The organism is Arthrobacter globiformis NBRC 12137, assembly GCF_000238915.1.
GTDB lineage: Bacteria > Actinomycetota > Actinomycetes > Actinomycetales > Micrococcaceae > Arthrobacter > Arthrobacter globiformis.
The window spans coordinates 1-22,767 of sequence record NZ_BAEG01000111.1 but is presented as its reverse complement, the minus strand read 5'-3'; the positions used below and the strand labels follow the sequence as shown (position 1 = coordinate 22,767).

At 67.8% G+C, this 22,767-nt stretch carries 19 protein-coding genes and 2 pseudogenes; 5 read left to right on the top strand and 16 right to left on the bottom strand.

Features of this window, described 5'->3' with window-relative positions; translation table 11 throughout:
• From smc to coaD, 6 genes are all read right to left on the bottom strand, one after another.
• Positions 1-3,609, bottom strand: a complete 3,609-nt coding sequence (gene smc, locus ARGLB_RS20625) for a chromosome segregation protein SMC (protein ID WP_003806044.1) — start codon at positions 3,607-3,609, stop codon at positions 1-3.
• Positions 3,610-3,730: 121 nt separating this feature from the next.
• Positions 3,731-4,699, bottom strand: coding sequence for a bifunctional DNA-formamidopyrimidine glycosylase/DNA-(apurinic or apyrimidinic site) lyase (mutM, locus tag ARGLB_RS20620; RefSeq protein WP_003806043.1), 969 nt, complete (start codon positions 4,697-4,699; stop codon positions 3,731-3,733).
• A gap of 6 nt (positions 4,700-4,705) precedes the next feature.
• Positions 4,706-5,461: a ribonuclease III gene (gene rnc / locus ARGLB_RS20615; RefSeq protein WP_003806042.1), complete on the bottom strand. Its 756-nt coding sequence runs from the start codon at positions 5,459-5,461 to the stop codon at positions 4,706-4,708.
• Between the two features lie 21 nt (positions 5,462-5,482).
• Positions 5,483-5,686, bottom strand: coding sequence for a 50S ribosomal protein L32 (gene rpmF / locus ARGLB_RS20610; RefSeq protein ID WP_003806041.1), 204 nt, complete (start codon positions 5,684-5,686; stop codon positions 5,483-5,485).
• A 36-nt stretch (positions 5,687-5,722) separates the two neighbouring features.
• Positions 5,723-6,247 (bottom strand): YceD family protein, encoded by a 525-nt coding sequence (locus ARGLB_RS22955; RefSeq protein WP_083839717.1) that lies wholly within the window; start codon positions 6,245-6,247, stop codon positions 5,723-5,725.
• A gap of 168 nt (positions 6,248-6,415) precedes the next feature.
• On the bottom strand, positions 6,416-6,892 hold the full coding sequence (coaD, locus tag ARGLB_RS20595) for a pantetheine-phosphate adenylyltransferase (protein ID WP_003806039.1): 477 nt from the start codon (positions 6,890-6,892) through the stop codon (positions 6,416-6,418).
• A 91-nt stretch (positions 6,893-6,983) separates the two neighbouring features.
• On the opposite strand from coaD, the gene ARGLB_RS20590 reads away from it, so the two are divergent.
• Together ARGLB_RS20590 and ARGLB_RS20585 are read left to right on the top strand one after the other, a co-directional pair.
• Positions 6,984-8,192 (top strand): aminotransferase class I/II-fold pyridoxal phosphate-dependent enzyme, encoded by a 1,209-nt coding sequence (locus ARGLB_RS20590; protein WP_003806038.1) that lies wholly within the window; start codon positions 6,984-6,986, stop codon positions 8,190-8,192.
• A gap of 2 nt (positions 8,193-8,194) precedes the next feature.
• Positions 8,195-8,980, top strand: a complete 786-nt coding sequence (locus tag ARGLB_RS20585) for a spermidine synthase (RefSeq protein ID WP_003806037.1) — start codon at positions 8,195-8,197, stop codon at positions 8,978-8,980.
• A gap of 74 nt (positions 8,981-9,054) precedes the next feature.
• Here the strand turns inward: ARGLB_RS20585 and rsmD are convergent, their stop codons facing one another.
• Genes rsmD through ARGLB_RS20565 form a run of 4 tightly spaced genes read right to left on the bottom strand, consistent with a single transcriptional unit; the run spans position 9,055 to position 14,028 of the window.
• The gene (gene rsmD / locus ARGLB_RS20580) at positions 9,055-9,660 is read right to left on the bottom strand and encodes a 16S rRNA (guanine(966)-N(2))-methyltransferase RsmD (RefSeq protein WP_003806036.1); all 606 of its coding nucleotides are present in this window, start codon (positions 9,658-9,660) and stop codon (positions 9,055-9,057) included.
• 45 nt (positions 9,661-9,705) lie between these two features.
• Positions 9,706-11,925, bottom strand: a complete 2,220-nt coding sequence (locus tag ARGLB_RS20575) for an ATP-dependent DNA helicase RecG (RefSeq protein ID WP_003806035.1) — start codon at positions 11,923-11,925, stop codon at positions 9,706-9,708.
• Positions 11,922-12,980, bottom strand: coding sequence for a DAK2 domain-containing protein (locus tag ARGLB_RS20570; protein WP_043420069.1), 1,059 nt, complete (start codon positions 12,978-12,980; stop codon positions 11,922-11,924). Before ARGLB_RS20570 ends, ARGLB_RS20575 begins: the two co-directional genes overlap by 4 nt.
• A 22-nt stretch (positions 12,981-13,002) precedes the next feature.
• Positions 13,003-14,028, bottom strand: coding sequence for a thiamine-phosphate kinase (locus tag ARGLB_RS20565; protein ID WP_043420066.1), 1,026 nt, complete (start codon positions 14,026-14,028; stop codon positions 13,003-13,005).
• A 120-nt stretch (positions 14,029-14,148) separates the two neighbouring features.
• On the opposite strand from ARGLB_RS20565, the gene ARGLB_RS20560 reads away from it, so the two are divergent.
• Positions 14,149-14,631, top strand: a complete 483-nt coding sequence (locus ARGLB_RS20560; protein ID WP_003806031.1) for a DUF3515 family protein — start codon at positions 14,149-14,151, stop codon at positions 14,629-14,631.
• Between the two features lie 226 nt (positions 14,632-14,857).
• Here the strand turns inward: ARGLB_RS20560 and ARGLB_RS20555 are convergent, their stop codons facing one another.
• The 6 genes and pseudogenes from ARGLB_RS20555 to leuC all read right to left on the bottom strand — a co-directional run bounded on the left by ARGLB_RS20555 (position 14,858) and on the right by leuC (position 21,407).
• Positions 14,858-16,003 carry a D-alanine--D-alanine ligase family protein gene (locus ARGLB_RS20555; RefSeq protein WP_003806030.1) on the bottom strand — a complete coding sequence of 382 codons (1,146 nt, stop codon included), beginning with the start codon at positions 16,001-16,003 and terminating at the stop codon, positions 14,858-14,860.
• 17 nt (positions 16,004-16,020) lie between these two features.
• The gene (locus ARGLB_RS20550; RefSeq protein ID WP_003806029.1) at positions 16,021-17,073 is read right to left on the bottom strand and encodes an NAD(P)H-dependent glycerol-3-phosphate dehydrogenase; all 1,053 of its coding nucleotides are present in this window, start codon (positions 17,071-17,073) and stop codon (positions 16,021-16,023) included.
• Positions 17,070-17,816 carry a lysophospholipid acyltransferase family protein gene (locus ARGLB_RS20545; RefSeq protein WP_003806028.1) on the bottom strand — a complete coding sequence of 249 codons (747 nt, stop codon included), beginning with the start codon at positions 17,814-17,816 and terminating at the stop codon, positions 17,070-17,072. The genes ARGLB_RS20550 and ARGLB_RS20545 overlap by 4 nt, the downstream gene beginning before the upstream one ends.
• Positions 17,817-17,826: 10 nt before the next feature.
• Positions 17,827-19,150: pseudogene (gene murA, locus ARGLB_RS20540) on the bottom strand (UDP-N-acetylglucosamine 1-carboxyvinyltransferase).
• A gap of 190 nt (positions 19,151-19,340) precedes the next feature.
• Complete coding sequence (gene leuD / locus ARGLB_RS20535) at positions 19,341-19,943, bottom strand: 3-isopropylmalate dehydratase small subunit (RefSeq protein ID WP_003806025.1); 603 nt, start codon at positions 19,941-19,943, stop codon at positions 19,341-19,343.
• A gap of 9 nt (positions 19,944-19,952) precedes the next feature.
• Entirely contained in the window at positions 19,953-21,407 is a 1,455-nt protein-coding gene (gene leuC / locus ARGLB_RS20530) for a 3-isopropylmalate dehydratase large subunit (protein WP_003806024.1), read from the bottom strand.
• Between the two features lie 111 nt (positions 21,408-21,518).
• On the opposite strand from leuC, the gene ARGLB_RS20525 reads away from it, so the two are divergent.
• A complete protein-coding gene (locus ARGLB_RS20525) occupies positions 21,519-22,238 on the top strand; it encodes an IclR family transcriptional regulator (protein WP_043420062.1) in 720 nt (239 codons plus the stop codon).
• Positions 22,239-22,420: 182 nt separating this feature from the next.
• Positions 22,421-22,767, top strand: a pseudogene (locus tag ARGLB_RS20520) (hypothetical protein); the annotation flags it as partial.

Genomic DNA, 22,767 nt, shown 5'->3' with positions numbered 1-22,767 from the left:
CTAGACGTCCGCTCCCAGCCGCTGGCTGATAACGGTGGACACGCCGTCGCCCCGCATTGTCACGCCGTACAGCGCGTCGGCCACCTCCATGGTCCGCTTCTGGTGGGTGATCACGATCAGCTGGCTGGATTCCCGGAGCTCTTCAAAGATCGTAATGAGCCGGCCGAGGTTGGTGTCATCGAGGGCGGCTTCCACCTCGTCCATGACGTAGAACGGGGAGGGCCGGGCCTTGAAGATGGCCACGAGCAGGGCCACCGCGGTGAGTGACCGCTCGCCGCCGGACAGCAGGGACAGCCGCTTGATTTTCTTGCCTGCGGGCCGGGCCTCCACCTCGATGCCGGTGGTGAGCATGTCCGTGGGGTCGGTCAGGACCAGCCTGCCCTCGCCGCCGGGGAAGAGCCGGCCGAAGACCCGCACGAACTGGGCCGAGGTGTCCGCGAAGGCCTCCGAGAAGACCTTCTGTACGCGGTCATCCACTTCCTTGATGATGTCCAGCAGGTCCTTGCGGCTGGCTTTGAGGTCCTCCAGCTGGGTGCTGAGGAACTGGTGGCGTTCCTCCAGCGCGGCGAACTCCTCCAGCGCCAGGGGGTTGACCTTGCCCAGCGACGACAGGTCGCGTTCCGCCTTCCGGAGCCGCTTTTCCTGTTCCTCGCGGACGAACGGCACACCCTCCACCACCGGCTGGCCCGCAGCATCGACCGGCGCCCGCAGCGCGGCCCACTTGTCCTTGGAAGCGGCGGCGGCCATGGGCACCGGCTGGTCCGGCCCGTAGTCGGCCACGAGCTGGTCTGCGGTCAGACCCAGCTCCTCCACCGACTTCGTTTCCAGCGCCTCGATCCGCAGCCGTTGCTGGGCACGGGCCAGCTCGTCGCGGTGCACCGAGTCGGTCAGTTCCGCCAGTTCGCGGGCCAGTGCGTCGGTGGCAGTGCGGATATCGGCCAGTTCCCGGTCCCGCTGCTCCCGGACCTGCTCGGCGTGGTCCCGCTCCGCGCTGGCCAGCTCAACGGAAACGTCGCTGAACCGGATCAGCTGCTCCGCCGCGGCCGAGACAGCGGCCGCCCGCTTGGCCTGGATCCTTCGACGGCGCGCCCGTTCGGCCGCCTGCTCCCGCGCCCGGCGTTCCGAGGCTGCCGCCCGTTCCAGCGAAGTGGCCCTGTTGCGGATGGCCGTGAGCTGTTCTTCCCGGCTGCGCAGGGACAGGCGGGCTTCCATTTCGGCGGACCGTGCCTTCGATGCGGCCAGGGCCAGCGCGTCCCGCTGCTCCGTGGACGGTTCCTCCGCGGCAGGGGCGTCCTGGGCCGCCGCCAGCCGGGCGGTCACCGCCGTCAGCGCCTCCTGCTCGGCCACGATGTTTGCCTCGGCGCTGGCCAGTGACGCGGCCAGCCGTTCGCTTTCGCCGACGGCGCTGCGCAGGACCGAGTTGAGGTGGCCCAGCCGTTCGGCCACCGCTGCCAGCCGGGCATCCGATTCGTGCAGGCGCTCCAGGGCGGCGTCCGCCCGTTCCTGTGCCTCGGCGCGGCGGCCCTCTGCGCCAGCGAGCGCAAAGCGGCACTGTTCCAGCCCAGCGGTGACGGCCGCCAGGCGGGATGCGGCGTCGTCGACGGCGGCCTGCACCTCAAGCAGTGAGGGCGCCTTCGCGGAACCGCCGGTAACGGTCCAGGCTGTGAAAACATCGCCTGCCAGCGTCACGGCGGTAAGGTCGGGACGCTCGGCGACGAGGACCGCCGCCGTGTCATGGTCCTCGACGACGGCGGTGGCAGCGAGCAGTGTCCGCACGGCCGCCGCCGTGGTTCCGGAGGCCGTCACCAGGTCCACCGCCGGGCGGGCACCGGCGGGCAGGGCCCCGGCGGGCAGTGCACTCCCGGCGGCATCGCCAGCGGCCGGGGCCGCAGGCCCGGCCGCCTCGAGCAGCAGCGTGGCCCGGCCGGCGTCGTCCTCCCTGAGGAGGCGCACCAATGCTGCCGCCGTTCCGGCGTCCCGGACCACGATGGCATCCGAGGCGCTGCCCAGGGCTGCCGCAACGGCTGCCTCATAGCCCGGCTCAACGGACAGGGCCGCCGCCAGCGGACCGACAGTGCCTGCCACCCCGGCACCGAGGACGTGGTCGGAGCCGTCCTTGCGGTTGAGGCCCAGCTGCAGCGCCTCGTGCCGTGCCTTCAGCGCGTCCCGTTCGCGGACGGCGTCGCGTTCGGTGCTTTTCAGCGAATCGATCTCAGCGAGGATGCCGTCGAGGGCGGCGCTGGCGTCCTCGTATTCGGCATCAAGGGTTTCCTCGCCGTCCTCGACCCCTGCCACCTGTGATTCGAGCGCGGTGAACTCGGACTGGGCATGCCGGCGCCGCTCATCGCCGGCGGCCAGGGATTCGCGCAGCCTGCCGACTTCGGCCTGGGCAGATTCCACCTTTGACCGCGCCGCCCCCACCTGGCCGGCCAGCCGTGCCAGGCCCTCACGCCGGTCGGCAGCGGTCCGCAGCGCGGCGGTGAGCCGCTTCTCCTCGGCCGCGGCGGCATCCTCGGCCGCTGACTTGGCGGCGGTGGCAGCCTCCAGGGCGGCCCGCCCTTCGCGGATGTCCTTTTCCAGGTCCGCCTGCTCGCCGCGGACCCGTGCGGCCTGCCGCTCCAGCTGTTCCGGGTCCCGACCCGGCTCCGGCGCCGGGTCTGCGGAGCCGAGCAGGCGGCAGCGTTCCTGGGCCAGGGATGCGAGCGAACGCAGACGCTCCCGTCCGGCGGACAGCTGGTACCACGTATCCCTGGCGGCATTCAGCCTGGGGGTCGCCTCCGCAGCGAGCTGCTCCAGTGACGCCTGCCGCCGACGGCCCTCCTCAAGCTGGATTTCGACGGCGGCGCGCCGCGCCTTGAGCGCGGACTCGTCGGCAATGTCCTGTGCAAGGGTGTCCTGAAGCTGGACCAGGTCATCGGCCAGCAGCCTGGCCCGGGCATCACGGACCTCAAACTGGACCGTTTGCGCGCGCCGTGCCACCTCTGCCTGCTTGCCCAACGGTGTGAGCTGCCGGCGGATTTCCCCGGTCAGGTCACTGAGCCGCTGGAGGTTGGCCTGCATCGCCTCCAGCTTGCGGACGGTCTTTTCCTTGCGCCGCCGGTGTTTAAGGATGCCGGCGGCTTCTTCGATGAAGCCCCTGCGGTCCTCGGGGGTGGCGTGCAGGACCCGGTCCAGTTGTCCCTGTCCCACGATGACGTGCATTTCCCGGCCGAGTCCTGAGTCGGAGAGGAGCTCCTGGATGTCCAGGAGCCGGCAGGCTGAGCCGTTGATGGCGTATTCGGAACCGCCGGTGCGGAACAGCGTGCGGGAGATGGTGACTTCGCTGTACTCGATCGGCAGCGCGCCGTCGGTGTTGTCGATGGTGAGCGAGACGTGCGCGCGGCCCAGCGGCGGGCGCCCGGAGGTGCCGGCAAAGATGACGTCCTCCATCTTGCCGCCGCGGAGGGTTTTGGCGCCCTGCTCCCCCATGACCCAGGCGAGGGCGTCCACCACGTTGGATTTGCCCGAGCCGTTGGGCCCGACGACTGCCGTGACGCCGGGCTCAAAGTCGAACGTTGTTGCCGACGCAAACGACTTGAAGCCCCGGACGGTCAGACTTTTGAGGTGCAAGGTTTTTCAGATCTCCATAGGTGGCGGCAGCGGCTGCTTGTCCTCCACCAAATCTAGCGGCAAGCGGGCCGGGATCCCCGGATTTACGGCCCTCCGGCCCCTCCGGACAGGGTGGCAATTGTCACCAGCGGCCGTTGCGCGGCCGCGGCTGGCAGACGGGGCAGGTGTAGGAGGAACGGTTCATGAACTGTTCGCGCTTCAGGATGCTGCGGATCCCCGCGGCCGCGCAGCGCCGGCATTCCTCCCCCTCCCTGCCGTAGGCGTTGAGGGACCGCTCAAAGTAACCGGATGCCCCGTTGACGTTGACGTACAGGGAATCGAAGCTGGTGCCGCCGGCGGCCAGCGCATCGCTCATCACGTCGCGGGCAGCGGCGAGGACGCGCTCGGCGTCGGCCCGCCGGAGAGTGTCGGTGGGCCGGGCATAGTGCAGCTTGGCCCGCCACAGGGCCTCGTCGGCGTAGATGTTGCCGATCCCGGAGACGAGCCCCTGGTCCAGCAGCGCGCGTTTCAGCCCGGTCTTCCGCTTCCGGAGACGGCGGTAGAAGGTGTCAAAGGAAAAATGCGGGTCCAGGGGGTCCCGCGCGATGTGCGAGGCTTCCTCGGCGATGACCGGCACCGGGTCCTCCGCGGTCCCGCCGGGACCGCCGTCGTCCGTGGGAACGAGCGTGGTGATGAAGAGGCCGCCGAAGATCCGCTGGTCCACGAACCGCAGCTGCTCCGGCATGGTTCCCGCCGGGCTCAGCCGCAGGCGGATCTTCAGGTGTTTCTCGTCCGGAACGGAGCCGTCCTGCATCAGGAGCTGCCCGCTCATACCGAGGTGGGCCATGAGCGCGACGCCAGGCAAGCCGGAAGTGCCCGCATCTGTAGAGCGTGGCGCGCCGTCCTCCTGCAGTGGCATCCAGAGGAACTTGCCGCGGCGGACGACGTCGAGGACTGTGGCCCCCTCAAGGTTCCCGGCGAAATCCTCGGGCCCCAGGGCATGCCGGCGCACGGACCGTGGGTCGACCACGTCGACGCCGGTGATGGTCCGGCCGCGGACCCAGTTGACCAGGCCGCGGCGGACCACCTCGACTTCGGGAAGTTCAGGCACGGGGGCTTAGCTGCCCGCGGCGGGTTCCGACGGGGCCGCCGTTGCGTTCTCCGGTGCAGACTCCGCGCCGGAGACCTTCGCCTCCGCGCCCGAGAGCTTACGCCAGGCATCCGCTGCAGCTTCCTGCTCGGCTTCCTTCTTGGAGTGGCCGGAGCCCTTTCCGTAGGCGGTTCCGCCGATCTGGAGGACGGCGACGAAGGTGCGCGCGTGGTCCGGGCCGGAGCCCTCGACGGCGTAGTAGATGCTGCCCAGCTGCCGTCCCGCGGCCAGCTCCTGGATGCTGGTTTTCCAGTCCGTGCCGGCGCCCAGGGCCGCTGCGTCCTTCAGGAGTGGTCCGATGAGGCGCATCACCAGCTGGCGGGCGGTCTCGATGTCGTTGGACACGTATGTGGCGCCAATGAGGGCCTCCATGGTGTCAGCCAGAATCGAGGCCTTGTTCTTGCCTTCGGTGAGCTTTTCCCCCTGGCCGAGGTAAATGTAGTCCCCGATGCCAAGGCTGCGGCCGATGCCGGCGAGGGCCCGGGTACTCACCACGGCCGACCGGCGCTTGGCCAGGTCGCCCTCGGGAAGCGTCGGGTTGTCGCGGTACAGCGCATCGGTGACAGAGAAGCCCAGGATGGAGTCACCCAGGAACTCAAGGCGCTCGTTAGTGGGTATGCCGCCGTTTTCGTAGGCGTACGAACGGTGTGTCAGAGCAAGACGAAGCGTCCCGGCGTCAATGAAGACACCGAGACGCTTCAGAAGCTCTTCAGTTGAAGACATCCTGATCAGCTTGGAGGCCGATTAGACGTCCGCGACCTTGCGGCCCTTGTACTCAAGGAACAGCGCAGTGCCAGCCGAGTCGGTAACGACCTTTGCCTGGTGCGGCAGGCTGTAGGTGACCTGGCCGTTCTCGATGGTCTTCACCAGGTGGGGGGCGGTTGCCTTCCACTGGGAGCGGCGGGCGCGGGTATTCGAGCGAGACATTTTCCGCTTGGGAACAGCCACGGCTAACTCATTTCTCTCTAGAAAAACACTTACAAATCAATTTTGCCGGTCAGGCTTAGCCAGATCAGCTAGGGCAGCCCAGCGAGGATCTACGACCTCGTGGTGGTGCCCCGGCTCGTCTTCCAGGCGCGCTCCACATTCGGAACACAGGCCCTGGCAGTCTTCCCGGCACACCGGCTGGAACGGCAGCATGGTAACAACTGCGTCCCGCAACACCGGCTCAAGATCGATCAGATCGTGCTCGACTCGACGTTGCTCTTCATCGTCTTCCCCGTCAGAAAGCAGTACGCCTTCGTAGAGGAAAAGTTCTTGCACATTGACCTCAAGGTCATACGCAAGGGGATCCAGGCATCGGCCGCATTCACCTTTTACTTCGGTGAAGGCAGTTCCTGATACCAGAATTCCTTCGTGTACGGCCTCAAGCCTCAGGTCGAGCTCGATATCCGAGCCTTCCTGAACGCCAATGAGTGCCACGCCGAGATCCCCCGGCGCGGGTACATGTTCCGTCAGTGTACGCATGCTCCCCGGACTGCGTCCGAGGTCCTTGACATCGAACATCAAGGGCGAACTTGCATCTCGCTTAATGAGAACTCCTGTTGAACATATGACCGACGTACCATCTTAGCCTGAACTCCCTGACGGACTCAAACCGGATGCCACGCCGGGGCACGCGGCCGGCGTGCACCGGAAACGTACCGGATAAGCCTACCCCCTGGAGGGCCGGCCGGCCTAAGGCGCGCCCGCAAGAAGCCGTTTCAGCACCGATCTGGGAACGTACTCGGACACACTCCCGCCCAGGGTTGCCACTTCCTTGATCAGGGTGGATGACAGGTGGAGGTAGTGCGCCTCCGCCGGGAGAAACACGGTTTCCACTCCGCTCAGCTGACGGTTCATCGTCGCCATGGGAAGTTCATAGTCAAAGTCCGACGACGACCGCAGCCCCTTCACGATGGCGGACACGCCGCGCTGCCGGCAATACTCCGCCAGCAGCCCCTCCCCGACGGGTTCGACGACGATGCCCCGGAGGGAGGCCAGCGTCTCCCGTGCCATCTCGATCCGCTCCTCCAAAGGAAAGCGGTACTTCTTGGCATAGTTGGTGGACACGGCGACGATCACTTCATCAAAGAGGCTCGCGGCTCTGGCGATGACCTCGAGGTGTCCATTGTGGATGGGGTCGAAGGAGCCAGGGCATACGGCGCGTCTCATGCTCCGAACCTACCGTATTGGCGGGCCGGGATACCATGACTTGGGCACCGGCCGCCTCGGGGCAGGGGCTGAACAGACAGGCAGGAAACCAATGACACAAACACTTCCGGCGCCCTGGCAGCGTGCTGCCACCGGGGCAAACCTGCTGGCAAGTGACGGCGCTTTGGGCGTCACGATCTTCGAGGAGATGACCACGCTGGCCATGCAGACCGGCGCCATCAACCTGGGACAGGGTTTCCCCGACGAGGACGGCCCCGAGGAGATCAAGGCGGCCGCCCGGGCTGCCATCGCCGCTGGCTCCAACCAGTACGCTCCCGGCAAGGGGATCCCGCAGCTGCGGAAGGCCGTGTCCGCCCACCAGAGCCGGTTCTACGGACTGGATCCGGACCCGGACACTGAAATCATCGTCACCACCGGCGCCACCGAGGGCATCGCCGCATCCCTGCTGGCGTTCGTCGGCCCCGGCGATGAGGTCCTGACCTTCGAGCCGTTCTACGACTCCTACGGCGCGATCATCGGGCTCTCCGGCGCCACGCATGTCACTGCCCCTCTGCTGGCCCCCGGTTTCCTTCCTGACACCGCAGCCCTGGAAGCGGCGTTCACCGACCGCACCAAAGTCGTGCTGCTGAACAACCCGCACAACCCCACCGGCGCGGTCTTCCCGCGCGAGGTGCTTCAGCGCGTCGTCGACCTCGCCCGGAAACATGACGCGATCATCATCACCGACGAGGTGTACGAGCACCTCACGTTCGGCGTCCGCCACATACCGGTGGCCACGCTGCCGGGGGCCACCGACAGGACAGTCACCATCTCCTCGGCGGGCAAGACCTTCTCCTTCACCGGCTGGAAGGTCGGCTGGCTGAGTGGCCCGGAGCACCTGGTAGCGGCGATCCGGACGGTGAAGCAGTTCCTCACGTACAGTTCCGGCACCCCGTTCCAGAGTGCCATCGCTACGGCGCTGGCCCTGCCCGACGAGTTTTACGAGGGCATCTCCGCCACACTGCGTAAAAAGCGCGACATCCTCAGCGAGGGGCTTCGTGCAGCCGGCCTGGACGTGTTCACGCCCGATGGCACCTACTTTGTCAACGTGGACACCTCGCCGCTGGGCATCCGGGACTCAGTGGACCTGGCCCGGCGGCTGCCAGGGCTGGTGGGCGTGGCAGCGATCCCCGTGCCCGTGTTCTGCCACCCCGAGGGCGCGGAACGGACGCGCAGCCTGCTGCGGTTCGCGTTCTGCAAGCGCGACGAAGTCCTCGAGGAGGCCGCCGCTCGGCTGGCGACCCTCCGGGACAGGCTCTGACCATGGCCGACGGCGCCTCCCGGGCATCGCGCTTCCTGCGCGCCACCGGCCAGCACGCCGTCATCGAACCGGATACCTATACAGACGGCGGGTTCGTCCTCAGCATCGGCGGGGCCGAGCAGTCCCACGTGGACCTGGCCGACCCCGAGGACATCTTCTACGAATACCTGCGCCGCATCGGGCACATCGTGGACCTCGCCGCTCCGTGGGGTGAACCCATCCGTGCCCTTCATCTGGGGGCAGGCGCCCTGACCCTGGCGCGGTACATCCAGGCGACACGTCCCGGCTCCGTGCAGTACGCCGTGGAGCTGGAGCGGGAGCTGCTCGATTTCGTGCTGGATCGCCTGCCGCTGCCGGACGGTACCGACCTCCACACCATTATTGGCGACGCACGCGCTGCCCTGGCGGAACTGCCCACAGAGCTGCGTTTCGACGTCGTGATCCTGGACATCTTCTCCGGCCCGGAAGCGCCCGCGCACATCGCCTGCACCGGGTTCTACGAGGAAGCCGCTGCACTCCTCACGGAACGGGGCGTGCTGATCGTAAATGTCGGCGACGAGCCGGGCCTGACGCTGGTCCGGAGCCAGGTGGCCGCGCTGCGGATAGCCATGACCGACGTCGCCGCTTGCGCAGAGGCCGGCATGTTCACGGGAAAGTACCCGGGCAACATCATCCTCGCCGGCACCAGGAAGCCGTGGCCGCCGGAATGGACCGCCGCCCTCACGGCACGCGGCCCCCATCCGGCCAAGGTCCTGGCCGGCGTGGAACTGGACCGGTTATCGGAATAGTCGGGCTGCCGGACTAGCCCGGGTGTCGGCCGCGGCTGGCTGTCGGCCACGGCCGGCCGGCCGGACCAGGCGGCTCAGTCCTCGGCCTCCAGTGCGAGGTCCACGTCCTGGCCACTGGAGGGTTCGGCGTACCACAGCCGGGTCTCGCCGTACTTCTTGTCGGCAAACCGCTCCAGGCCCTCCGGCCATCCGGGTTCGGCAGCGCGGGACGACCGCTCGACCACCACCACCGCTCCGTCGTTGAGGTGCGGCGCCAGCTTTTCCAGGACAGACGCCAGCGCGGGCTCATCGAGGGGGTACGGCGGGTCCAGGAAGGCAACGTCCCATTTGGCCTCCCCGGCCGCGCGGTCGAGGAAGGACTCCACCTTGGAGCGGTGCACGGTGACGGCCTTGCGGCCCAGGACGCCGTTGATGAGGTCGGCGTTCCGCTGGCAGACGGCGCTGGCCTTGGCGTCGAATTCCACCAGATCGACGGCTTCCGCTCCCCTGCTGGCGCTCTCGACCCCCAGCGCCCCGGATCCGGCGTACAGGTCCAGGACCCGGGCGCCGCCGAGCACGTTGAACGCGTCGAGCCGGGAAAACAGCGCCTCCTTGACCCGGTCCGTCGTGGGCCGCGTCAGGGACCCCGAAACGTTGGCCAGCGGGGTTCCTCCCGCGGCACCGGCGACGATCCTGCTCATGCCCCGCCACCCTCCGGCGCCGGCTTGGCTGGGAAGGGGTTCGTGCTAGCCGCGTTCAAGGAACGCCTCCTTCTCGGGATTCAGGTACTCGTCAATGGCCTCGGCCAATGCCGCATAGCCGGTCAGCGCCGGGTCTGCGGCGACGATCTTCTGGGCGTCCAGCCGGGCTCGGGCAATGATGTCCTCGTGCTCCAGGACGCGAAGCAGCTTCAGGGTGGACCGGCCACCGGACTGCGAGGCGCCGAGGATGTCGCCCTCGCGGCGCAGCTTCAGGTCCTCCTGGGACAGCTCAAACCCGTCGGTGGTGGCCGCCACGGCATCCAGCCTGCGCCGGCTGGGGTGGCCCGGTTCGAGGGTGGTCACGAGCAGGCATGTGCCCGGCAGCCCGCCCCGGCCCACGCGGCCGCGGAGCTGGTGAAGCTGGGAGATGCCGAAGCGGTCCGCGTCCAGGATGACCATCAGGGTGGCGTTGTGCACGTCCACACCCACCTCGATCACGGTAGTGGAGACGAGAAGCTTTGTTTCGTTGGCGGTAAAAGAAGCCATGGTCTCCGATTTCAGCACCGGGTCCTGCCGCCCGTGGAGGGGTGCCAGCGCCACTCCCGCCAGGGCGGGCTCCTCCTTGAGGTGCTCGACGACGGCGGTCACCGAGGCCAGTTCGCGTGCCGCTCCGTCCCCCTCCAGTTCCCCGGGCTCGGGTTCCGCTTCACCGGGAGTGAAGTCGCCGTCGTCGTCCGCCCCGATCTTGGGGCACACGACGTAGACTTGGTGTCCGGCCTCGATCTCCTCACGGGAACGGGACCAGATGCGTGCCGCCCAGGCGGGATTTTCCGCGAGGCCCACCACATGAGTGGTGATGGGCGCACGGCCGGCCGGCAGTTCGTCAAGCACGGACGTCTCGAGGTCGCCGAACACCGTCATGGCCACGGTCCTGGGGATCGGCGTGGCGGTCATGACCAGCAGGTGCGGCGGTTTGCTGGCCTTGGCACGCAGGGCATCGCGCTGTTCCACGCCGAAGCGGTGCTGCTCATCCACCACGATGAGGCCCAGATCGAAGAAGGTGACGTTGTCGCTCAACAGCGCGTGCGTGCCGATGACAATCCCGGCCGCACCGGACGCGGCATCGAGCAGTGACTGCTTACGCGCGGCGGTCGGCATGGAGCCGGTGAGCAGGCTGACCTGCACCGAATGCTCACCCAGTCCGCCCAGGAGCCCGTCGCGGGCCAGCGGTCCGAGCGTACGCCGGATGGAGTCGAAGTGCTGGGCCGCCAACACTTCTGTTGGCGCCAGCAGCGCAGCCTGTCCCCCGGCGTCCACCACCTGGAGCATGGCCCTCAGCGCCACAATGGTTTTGCCGGAGCCGACCTCGCCCTGCAGCAGCCGGTTCATGGGCCCGTCCTGCGACAGCTCCGCCGCGAGCGTCTTGCCGACGGCGGACTGGCCCGCGGTCAGCGTGAACGGCAGCTGGCGGTCGAAGGCTGCGAGGAGTCCCTCCGGCACGGGGCGCCGGGCTGTGGCCTCCTCGGAAGCAAGCTGGGCACGGCGCCGGGCCAGTGCGGACTGGAGAACCAGCGCCTCCTGGTAACGGAACCGGTCCCTGGCCTTCCGCCAGTCCGCCGCGGTCTCCGGGGCGTGAATGAGCCGGTAGGCCTTCGGCAGCGGCAGGAATTTCTCGCGGGCCGCAATGGCCGCCGGCAGCGGATCCCGCAGGGCGTCCAGGTCCGCGGTCTCCAGCAGGGCAGTCATGACTTTCTGGATGGACCAGCTGGTGAGATGTGCAGTGGCGGGGTAAATCGGGATGGGCATGGCCGCGAGCTTCTCCGGGTCCATGCCGGGGACATCGGGGTCCTCGTCCAGCAGCTGGTAGTCCGGGTTGGTGAGTCCCAGCGAACCGGCATAGCGGGTCACCTTCCCTGAGAACATGGCCCGCCGGCCGGGCTGCAGCTCATTTTTGGCGCGGTGGCCGTTGAAGAAACTGATTTTCAGCGTGCCCGTTCCGGCGTCGTCGGTAATGACGACGTCGATGATGAAGCCCTTCCGGGCGCGCATCTGCCGCTTGCTGTTGGAGACGACGCGGGCGATGAGGGTGACGTCCTCATCGAACGGAAGTTCACTGATGGGCGTCAGTTCACCGCGGTTGAGGTAGCGGCGAGGATAGTAGTTGAGCAGGCCGCCCACCGTGGTGATGCCCAGGTGTTTCTCGATCACGGCCGCGGAGCGCTTGCCGATCCGGCGCTCCAGGCCGAGTTCCAGTTCGACGTTCATCTTCCTTCTGCGCTCACTTCTCCTGACGGATCCCGGGGCAGGGCGAGCTCACTGACGGACACTTCCGCCGGGTCGCCCAGCGACCTGATCACCGCAAGGGCGGGAGCCGGGTCCGGGACGTGCACGTGGACCCGCCACCGGTACCGGCCCCCGGCGTCAGCGGTAGGGCCAACCTGGCTCATGATCACGGAGTCCCCGAGTTCATCGAGGCGCTGCCGGAGCGTGGCGGCGTCCAGCGGGGACAGGCTGATGGTGCACATGACCTCCACGCCGTCGTCGTCCGGCATGTCGGTGTGGATGTGGGGGTCCTGGAGGTCGTACCCGTGCAGGCCGTCCAGCAGTTCACTGCGGAGCTCCTCGCCGAGCACCGCCGAACGGAGGCAATCCAGGATCAGCAGCATTCCCACGCCGCCGGCGTCCACCACGTGCGCGGCCTGCAGGACATTCAGCTGCCCCTCCGTGCGGACCACGGCCTCGAGGGCGGCCTCGACGGCCGCATCCAGGACCAGGCCCAGGGCATGGTTGCTGTCATTGCCGTTCTGGCCGGCGTCGACGGCGGCCGCGGCCCGGCCCGCTGCCTCCATCACGGACAGCATGGTGCCCGGCACGGGGTCGCTCAGCGCGGACCAGGCCCTGATCTGGGCCCGGTTGAGGGCGGCGGCGAGGAGCGAGGAGGTGAGCCTGGCATGCCCGGCCAGCGGTTCTGCCGCTGCGCAGAGGAAGACCGAGAAGAGCGTGCCGGAGTTCCCCTTGGCCTTTTCCATGGCTGCCTGGCCGGCGCGGGCCAGGACGGCGCCGACGTCATTGAGCTGTGCCTGCTGACGGAACTGTGCCTGCTGCCCTGCCGGTTCCGGACGCGCCTCCTGGCCGACTTCCGCCGGAGGCTGGCCGGCGCCCGCCGGGGCGGCATCCTGCAGCGCCCGGTGAGCGGCACGGACGGTGAGGTAGAGGTTGGTTCCGGTGTCGCCGTCGGCTACCGGGAAGATATTGATGGCATTGAGGCGGTCGCTGTGGTTGCCCAGTGCGGTTTCGGCCTTGCCCAACCACCGCTTCATCGCTTGCGCGTTCGCGGCAACCTTAGTCTGCAAAGTGATCCCATCCCACGGAGTCAGCGGGCCGTCCCGCGATCGTCACGCCGGGCGCCTTGTCGGCGCCGCAGGCCTGTACTGAGCCTATCCCAGTAAACCCGGGCGGCACCTGCATGCCCGCCGGGAAAGTGGCCAGAAGCCCGTGGTCTTCCCCGCCGCCGAGCACCCAGGCGCGCGGGTCGGCGCCCAGGAGGGTGGCGGCGGGGCGGAGGGGCTCGGCGAGCCGGCCAAGCTGCCCGGGGTCGAGGTCCAGCACAACGTGGCTGGCCACGGCCAGCCTGGTTCCGTCCCGCACCAGGCCGTCGGAAATGTCCATCATGGCTGTGGCGCCGGACATGCGCGCCAGCGGACCGGCCTCCAGGGGCGGCTCCGGCCGGCACTGTAGCTCAAGCATTGACAGCAGCTCCGGCGGCAGCGAACTCACGTGATGGCCGGACTCCAGCAGTGCCAGCCCGGCAGCGGCCCAGCCTGCCCGCCCGGCGATCGCCAGCGTGTCGCCTTCCTGGGCGCCGGACCGGAGGACCGGCTGGCCGCCGTCGAGCGTGCCGAGGACTGCAACGGTGACGGACAGCTCGCGGCCGCGACCAAGGTCGCCACCCGCGACAGAGCACGCGCCCGCCCCCAGCTTGCTGATGGCGGCGGTGAGACCGTCCGCCAGGTCCTCGGCCCACCCGACCGGAGTGTCCGGGGGCATGGTCAGGCTGACCACCATTGAGGTTGCCGACGCGCCCATGGCGTTGATGTCGCTAAGGTTCTGCGCTGCGGCCTTCCACCCGACGTCGTAGCCGGTGGTCCGGTAGCCGTTGTTCCACTCCAGCCGGAAATCCTGGTCCTGGACCTGGGTGTCGATGCTGATGACCGTCCTGCCGTCCGGAACCGCAACGATGGCGGCGTCATCACCCGGTCCGAGGACCACGGCGGCACTGTGCAGGGCACTGAGTTCCAGGCGCGGGAAAATCCGGGCCAGAAGCTCCGCTTCGGACAGTTGGGCGACAGTCAATGGTGTTTGGTGCACGCCACTACGCTACCGCCACGGACAGACATTTTCGGTTGGCCCGTTTCCGGGCCCGGCAGCCAAGGAGTGCGGGCACCCCTGCGGTCCGTCCGGCTCCCCGCGGAACGATAGGCTTGAAGGATGCACTACCCGCCGGCCCAGAAACCTGCCCACAAACCCGTCCGCAGGCTGAGGGTGGCAGTCGCCGCCGCGCTCACGGGACTGGCGCTGGGCGGCTGTTCACCCGCCGTCGACGTTGCCCCCGCCGCCGACGCCGCCAATCCGGCCTGCGCGCCGATGATGGTGGCGCTTCCGGATGCCATTGGCGACGCCCGGCTGCGGAAGACGAACAGCCAGGCCACCGCCGCCTGGGGCGACCCGTCCCGGGTGGTCCTGCGGTGCGGGGTCAACGTGCCCGGGCCCACCACTGACCGCTGCGTGAGCGTCAACGACGTCGACTGGGTGATCAAGGAGGGCGACCCCGTGTGGACGCTGACCACCTACGGCCGGGAACCGGCCACGGAAATCCTGATGGATCCGGACAAAATCAGCTCGGCCACTGTCCTGGCTGACCTTTCCGGCGCAGCTGCGAAGATCAAGGCCAGCCGCAAGTGCGTGGGCTAGCAGGAAGTCCAGGACCTGCCCACCAGCAAGTAGGCCAGGGTCCCGGTGGTGGGCCCACGCCGGCAGGGTTCCCTGGCCGAAGCGGAGCGAGGCTAGGGTCCCGGTGGTGGGCCCACGCCGGCAGGGTTCCCTGGCCGAAGCGGAGCGAGGCTAGGGTGCCGGTGGTGGGCCCACGCCGGCAGGGTTCCCTGGCCGAAGCGGAGCGAGGCTAGGGTGCCGGTGGGGACTAGCGCAGGCCGGTCTTGCGGGTCAGCGCCAGGTGGATCAGCTCGTCAATCAGTTCCGGATAGCTCAGTCCGGTAGCCGCCCACATCTGCGGGTACATGCTCTTCGGCGTGAACCCGGGCATGGTGTTGATCTCGTTGATGATGAGGTCCCCGTCCGGCGTATAGAAGAAGTCGACCCGGCTCAGGCCCTCCGCCCCCACAGAATCGAAGGCCGCGGCAGCAAGCTCGCGGACGCGCGCAATGGCCTCCTCAGGCATGTCCGCCGGGCAGCTCAGGGCTGCCGCGTCATCGACGTACTTGGCCTGGAAGTCGTAGAACTCGTGCTCGCCGGCTGCCACGGAGATCTCGCCGGGCAGGGACGTGCGCGGGGCGTCGCCGCCGCGGCCCTCGAGCACGGCACATTCGATTTCCCGGCCCACGATGCCGGCCTCAATCACCAGCTTCGGATCATGTTCGCGGGCCGCCTCGATCGCGGCGTCCAGGCCGTCAAGCGAGTCCACCTTGGAGATGCCCATCGAGGATCCGGCCCGGGCGGGCTTGACGAACACCGGGAAGCCCAGCAGGTCGACCTGCTTGCGGACAGACTCGGGGTCGTTTCGCCACTGCCGGTCGGTCACAGCGATGTACGGGCCCACCTTCAGGCCGGCGGCCTCGAAGACCACCTTCATGAAGTGCTTGTCCATGCCTACCGCCGAGGCCAGGACGCCGGCGCCGACGTAACGGGTGTCGGAGAGTTCCAGGAGCCCTTGGATGGTGCCGTCCTCGCCGAAGGGTCCGTGCAGCAGCGGGAACACCACATCCACGGTGCCAAGTTCCTGCGGCACCTCGTTGGGGGCCGTCACGATGAGCTGGTGCTCGCCGCCGATCTCCGTGAGGCTTACAGTCTGGGCCGACGGCGGAACCTCGGGAAGCGAGGTGGCGGACAGTGACCACTGGGCCGTGTCCCCGGACGCGAGCACCCACTGGCCGGACTTGACAATGCCGATGGGAACAACGTCGTATTTGTCCCGGTCGATGGCACCCAGCACCCCGGCCGCGGTCACGCAGCTAACGGCGTGCTCGCTCGAGCGGCCGCCAAAGAGGACGGCCACCCGCGGCTTGTCAGGTGATGTCTGGCTCTGGTTGGTCTTGTCCGCTGCGGTCAAGTTTTCTTCCGACACTGTCAGTAATCGCCTTCGGATTTGAGTTCCCGGGACAGCAGCAGCGGCCCGAGTTGGTCAACGGACAATTTTCCGGCGAGGACCGCGACGACGGCCGCCGTGATGGGCATTTCGACGCCGAGCTTGCCGGCCAGTTCGTGGACTGCCTGGCCGGACTTGATGCCTTCGGCCGTCTGGGTCATTTTCTGGGTGACTTCGTCCAGCGTGAGCCCCTGTCCCAGCAGGCGGCCGGCGGTGTGGTTCCGGGACAGCGGCGACGAGCACGTGGCCACCAGGTCCCCGAGGCCGGCCAGGCCGGCCATGGTGTTGGCTTTGCCGCCGAGTGCCAGGGCCAGCCGGGAGGTTTCAGCCAGGCCGCGGGTAATCACCGAAGCCTTGGTGTTGTCCCCCATCTGCTTTCCCTCGCAGATACCGACGGCCAGCGCGATGACGTTCTTGACGATGCCGCCGATCTCGACGCCAACGATGTCGGAGGTGGTGTAGGGCCGGAAGTACGGGGCGGTGCAGCTTCTGGCGATCCAGCCGGCGGCGGCGGCATCGGCACAGGCAACCACCGAGGCCGTGGGCTCCTCCCGGGCGATCTCCATGGCCAGGTTGGGGCCGGATACGACGGCGATGCGCTCGGCTGGGATGTCCAGTTCCTCGGCGATGACCTCGCTCATCCGTGCGTCCGAGCCCAGTTCGAGGCCCTTCATCAGGGACACCACGAGGGCGTCGGGCCCGATCAGGGGCTTCCACTTGCGCAACTGGAGGCGCAGCGACTGCGCGGGAACCGCCAGGACCACCAGGTCAGCTCCGGACAGCACGTCCGCAACGTCGGTGGACGCGGTGATGCTCGGCGGAAGGTCGATGTCGGCGAGGTACTGGGGGTTGCGGTGGTTGCCGTTGATCTCGGCGACGACTTCTTCCCGGCGTCCCCAGACCCGGATGCTGCGGTCAACGCCGGAGGCGGTGGCGGCGTCGGCGAGGGTTTTGGCGAACGTGGTCCCCCACGAACCGGCACCCAAAACTGCCACGGACACGGCGGAGCCGGGCCGGGCAGACACAGGGGTCATTTCCCGCCCCGCTCAACGTCACGGCCGTGCTTCGTTTGGTTGTGGGCGGCCGGGTCCCAGCGCCGGGCTGGCGGCTGCTCCCCGCGGAGTTCGGCCAGGAGTCCTGTCACGGCGTCCATGATGACCTCCGTGGCTTCCGCCAGGGTGGCCTTGTCCCGGGACCGGCCCGCGAAGCGCGAGAGGTCAACGGGGTCGCCGATCCGGATCCTGGACGTCTTGCGCGGGAACAGGTGGAACCGCTTGGCGTAGCGGGGAAAGACCTCGTGCGCTCCCCAGTGTGCCATCGGCACCACCGGGATGCCCGTCTCCAGGGCCAGCCGGGCGGCTCCGGTGTGGCCCTTCATCGGCCACAGGTCGGGGTCGCGGGTCAGCGTGCCCTCGGGGTAGATGATGATCGCCCCGCCCTCAGCCACAATCTCCTGGGCGAGCTGGAGCGAACGGTTGGCCCCCGCCGTCGAGCGTTCCACCGGAATCTGTTTGGTGGCATGCAGCACGGCACCCACCACCGGCACCTTGAAGAGGCCCGACTTCGCCAGGAAGTGCGGGGCCCGCTTGTTGCTGTACAGCATGTGCCCGATCACGAGGGGGTCGATCTCGGTGCAGTGGTTGGGCACGGCGATGAAACCGCCCGCGGGAAGCTTGTCCGTGCCCTCCCATTTCTTGTTCATGATCAGGTTCAGGACCGGCCGGACGATGCCGGCGATAATCACGAACGTCGTGTGGCTTTTGGCCGATTCTTTCACCGGGCCCCCGCTACTTCGCCGACGAGATGTCGAAGTCGGCGCCGAGCCCGGCCAGCTTTTCGGTGAACCGCTCGTAGCCGCGGTTGATGATGTCGATTCCCGTCACCCGCGAGGTGCCGGTGGCGGCCAGTGCGGCGATCAGGTGGCTGAAGCCGCCGCGGAGGTCCGGCACGTCGATGTCGGTTCCCTTGAGCTGCGTGGGGCCTGAGATGACCGCGGAGTGCAGGAAGTTCCGCTGCCCGAATCGGCACGGCACGCTGCCCAGGCACTCCCGGTGCACCTGGATGCTGGCGCCCATCCGGATGAGGGCGTCGGTGAAGCCGAAGCGGTTCTCGTAGACGGTCTCATGCACGATGGACACGCCTTCGGCCTGGGTCAGGGCCACCACGAGGGGCTGCTGCCAGTCGGTCATGAAGCCCGGGTGGACGTCGGTTTCGAGGACGAGCGGGCTGAGCTTGCCGCCGCGGTGGTAGAAACGGATGCCGTCCTCGCCGATGTCCATGCCGCGCCACCTTGCGGAAGGTGTTCAGGAAGGTCATCATGTCCCGCTGCGAGGCGCCCTCGACGAAGATATCGCCGCGCGTCACCAGCGCCGCGGATGCCCAGGAGGCCGACTCGTTGCGGTCCGACAGGGCACGGTGGTTGTAGCCGCCCAGGTCGCGGACGCCCTCGATACGGATGGTGCGGTCCGTCTGGACGCTGATGATGGCGCCCATCTTCTGCAGCACGGCGATGAGGTCGACGATTTCGGGTTCGGTGGCGGCACCGGAGAGTTCGGTGATGCCTTCGGCGCGGGTTGCGCTCAGGAGGACCTGTTCCGTGGCTCCGACGGAGGGGTACGGCAGGGAGATCTTGGCCCCGTGCAGCCCCTTGGGCGCGGAAATGTGGATGCCGCCCGGGCGCTTCTCGACGACGGCACCGAACTGCCGCAGCACGTCCAGGTGGTAGTCGATGGGCCGGTCACCGATCTTGCAGCCGCCCAGGTCCGGGATGAAGGCCTCGCCGATCGCGTGGATCAGGGGACCGCAGAGCAGAATGGGAATCCGGGAGTCACCGGCGTGCGCGTCGATGGCCGTGCTCGGCGCCGTCCTGGCCGCCTTGGGATCCAGGGTCAGGTCGCCGGTGACGGGGTCCTTCTCGACGGTCACGCCATGCAGCTGCAGCAGGCTGGTGACCACCTCGACGTCCTTGATCTCCGGAACGTTCCGCAGCACAGAGGGCTCGTTGCCCAGCAGGGCGGCCACCATGGCCTTGGGCACAAGGTTCTTGGCACCGCGGACGCTGACACGGCCAGTTAGCGGGACGCCTCCGCGGATTGTCAGAACACTACTCATTTACCGGTTTCCTCACGACTACTCGCCCCCCAAATCCTTACAAAGGCACCAGCTAAGCATATGAGTTCGCGTTACCGAACCGAAATACTGACGCGGGCGTGTGGGGCCCGGCCGCCGAACCGGGGGCAGCGGAAAGGCCCGCCGCGGCTGTGCACGGCGGGCCTTCTGGCAATACTTTTTGGTTGCCCGGTCAGGAGGTCCTGGCCGGCAGCGTAAGCGGCTTGAAGGACGGCCGCGTGGCTTCGTACGCCGTGATGTCCTCCTCGTGCTGCAGGGTCAGCCCGATGTCATCGAGGCCTTCGAGCAGGCGCCAGCGCGTGTAGTCGTCGATCTCAAATGGTGCAACCACGTTGCCGCAGGTCACAGTCTTGGAGGCGAGGTCAACGGTCACCTCGGTCCCCGGCGCGTTCTCGAGCGTCTTCCAGATGAGCTCGATGTCATCCTGGGCAACCTGGGCGGCAAGGAGTCCCTGCTTGCCCGAGTTGCCGCGGAAGATGTCAGCGAACCGGGAGGAGAGCACGGCGCGGAAACCGTAGTCCTTCAGCGCCCAGACGGCGTGCTCGCGGGACGAACCGGTGCCGAAGTCCGGGCCGGCCACCAGCACGGACCCGGCGTTGAACGGCTCCTGGTTCAGGATGAAGGACGGGTCCTTGCGCCACGCTGAGAACAGCGCGTCTTCAAAGCCGGTGCGGGTGATGCGCTTGAGGTACACGGCCGGGATGATCTGGTCCGTGTCAACGTTGCTCTGGCGCAGCGGAACGCCAATGCCGGTGTGGGTGGTGAACTTTTCCATGGCGTCTTCCTAGGCGGCGTCGGTGGTGAGGGCTGCGGATTCCGGTGCCGGGTCGAGGTCCGACGGCGAACTGAGCGTTCCGCGGACGGCCGTGGCGGCTGCAACTACCGGTGAAACGAGGTGCGTCCGGCCGCCCTTGCCCTGCCGGCCTTCGAAGTTGCGGTTGGAGGTGGAGGCGCACCGCTCCCCCGGCTCCAGCTGGTCCGGGTTCATGCCCAGGCACATGGAGCAGCCGGCGAAGCGCCACTCAGCACCAAAGTCCTTGAAGACCTTGTCCAGGCCCTCAGCCTCGGCCTCGAGGCGCACCCGGGCCGAGCCGGGGACCACCAGCATCCGGACCTTCGGGTCCTTCTCGCGGCCGCGGATGATGTCCGCCGCCGCCCGCAGGTCCTCGATGCGGGAGTTGGTGCACGAGCCCAGGAAGACGGTGTCCACCCGGATGTCCTTCATGGGCGTTCCGGCTTCCAGGCCCATGTACTGCAGGGCGCGTTCCGCCGCGGCCTTGGCGTTCTCGTCGCCGAAGTCTTCCGGGGACGGCACCTTGGCCGACAGTGAGACGCCCTGGCCCGGGTTCGTGCCCCAGGTGACGAACGGCTCCAGGGTGTTGGCGTCCAGATCGACCTGGGCGTCGAAGACGGCGTCGTCGTCGGTGCGCAGCGTGTTCCAGTATTCGACGGCGGCGTCCCACTCGGCGCCCTGCGGCGCGTGCGGCCGGCCGTTCATGTAGGCGTAGGTGGTCTCGTCCGGAGCCACCATGCCGGCACGGGCGCCTGCTTCGATGGACATGTTGCAGATGGTCATCCGGGCGTCCATGGACAGCGCCCGGATGGCCGAGCCACGGTACTCCAGGACATAACCCTGGCCGCCGCCGGTGCCGATCTTGGCGATGACGGCGAGGATAATGTCCTTGGCGGTCACGCCGGGGCGCAGCGTGCCCTCGACATTGATGGCCATGGTCTTGAAAGGCTTGAGCGACAGCGTCTGGGTGGCCATGACGTGCTCCACCTCGGACGTGCCGATGCCCATGGCCAGCGCACCGAACGCGCCGTGGGTGGAGGTGTGCGAGTCGCCGCAGACCACGGTCATGCCGGGCTGGGTCAGTCCCAGCTGCGGACCCACGACGTGCACGATGCCCTGCTCGGCGTCACCGAGCGGGTGCAGGCGGACGCCGAACTCCTCGCAGTTGTTGCGCAGGGTCTGGATCTGGGTCCGGCTGGTAAGGTCGGCAATCGGCTTGTCGATGTCCAGCGTCGGGGTGTTGTGGTCCTCGGTGGCGATGGTGAGGTCCGGGCGGCGCAGCTTGCGGCCGGCCAGGCGGAGACCCTCGAATGCCTGCGGGGAGGTCACCTCATGGACGAGGTGCAGGTCGATGTACAGAAGGTCAGGCTGGGCGTTGGCGCCTTCGCCGTCGCCTTTGCGCACCACGTGCGCATCCCAGACTTTCTCGGCCAATGTTTTGGCCATGGCCATCTCCCTTCGAAGCTGTTTGTTGTTGGTTCCACTGAAACAGCAGACCCCTGTAATAAGCCAGTCAAAAGATTTGCATCTCAGATAATGAGACGGCAATATCAGTACATGGACAATTCTAGTGGAGTCGGTGTCATTGATAAAGCAGCACAGGTGCTCGACGCACTCGAGGCCGGACCCACGACTCTGGCGCAGCTAGTTGCTGCCACGGGACTGGCGCGGCCAACAGTGCACAGGTTGGCGCTGGCCCTGGTCCACCACCGCCTGGTGAGCCGCGACATCCAGGGCCGCTTTGTCCTCGGCAGCCGCCTCGTTGAGCTGGCGTCCGCCGCCGGCGAGGACAGGCTGATCGCCTCCGCCGGGCCGGTCCTCATGCAGCTCCGCGATGCCACCGGCGAAAGCGCCCAGATCTTCCGCCGCCAGGGCGACTGGCGGGTCTGCGTTGCCTCCGCCGAACGGCCGATTGGCCTGCGCGACACCATTCCCGTGGGAACCCAGCTGTCCATGAAGGCCGGTTCTGCCGCCCAGGTGCTGCTCGCCTGGGAGGATCACGACCGCCTGCTGGAGGGCCTGCAGTCGGCGCGCTTCACGCCCACCGTTCTGGCGGGAGTACGACGGCGGGGCTGGGGACAGAGCCTCGGCGAACGCGAGCCTGGGGTTGCCTCAGTTTCCGCTCCGGTGCGCGGGCCGTCCGGCCGCGTCATTGCCGCTGTTTCCATTTCCGGCCCGATTGAGCGGCTCACCCGCCAGCCCGGCAGGCTGCACGCGGAGGTTGTCTGCAACGCGGCCCGCGTGCTGACCGAAGCCCTCCGCAAGAATAACGACTAGCGTCGCGTCGCCGGGCCCCGGCACCCAACTGGGTAGCAGATCAGGGCGTTCCCACGGGTGAGAACGCCGCTTGCTGCTACCTAGATTTCGTTCCAGGACCGAATCAAAGAGATTTTTGGATCACGCCCCATCTGGTGCCGGATCGGCCCTTTAATGTCGTACCCCCTTGGCAGACTGTGTTCATGGAAGGCATGGGGAATGCAGCACTGACAGCAGGAGCGCCGCATGGCGGCGTTCTGCTGGCTGCCGCAGTTCCTGACGCCCTTCTTTCCACCGCCGTCCTTACGGACGCAGTCCTTCCCGTTGACGCGGTACCCGAGGATGCATTCCTGGGCGGCGGGTTCCCGTTCGATCAGGTCGCCAACGGCGGGCTGCCGGCTGACGATGACCCGAACTTTTTATACCCGGACGACGTTTCTCCGGAGGACCCGTTCCGCGACGCCCTCCTTGCTGACGATGTTTTCCCGGAGGACCCTTTCCCCGAGCTTCTCTTTAAGGACGTCCTGTTCGCCGGTGACCTCTCCTCGGG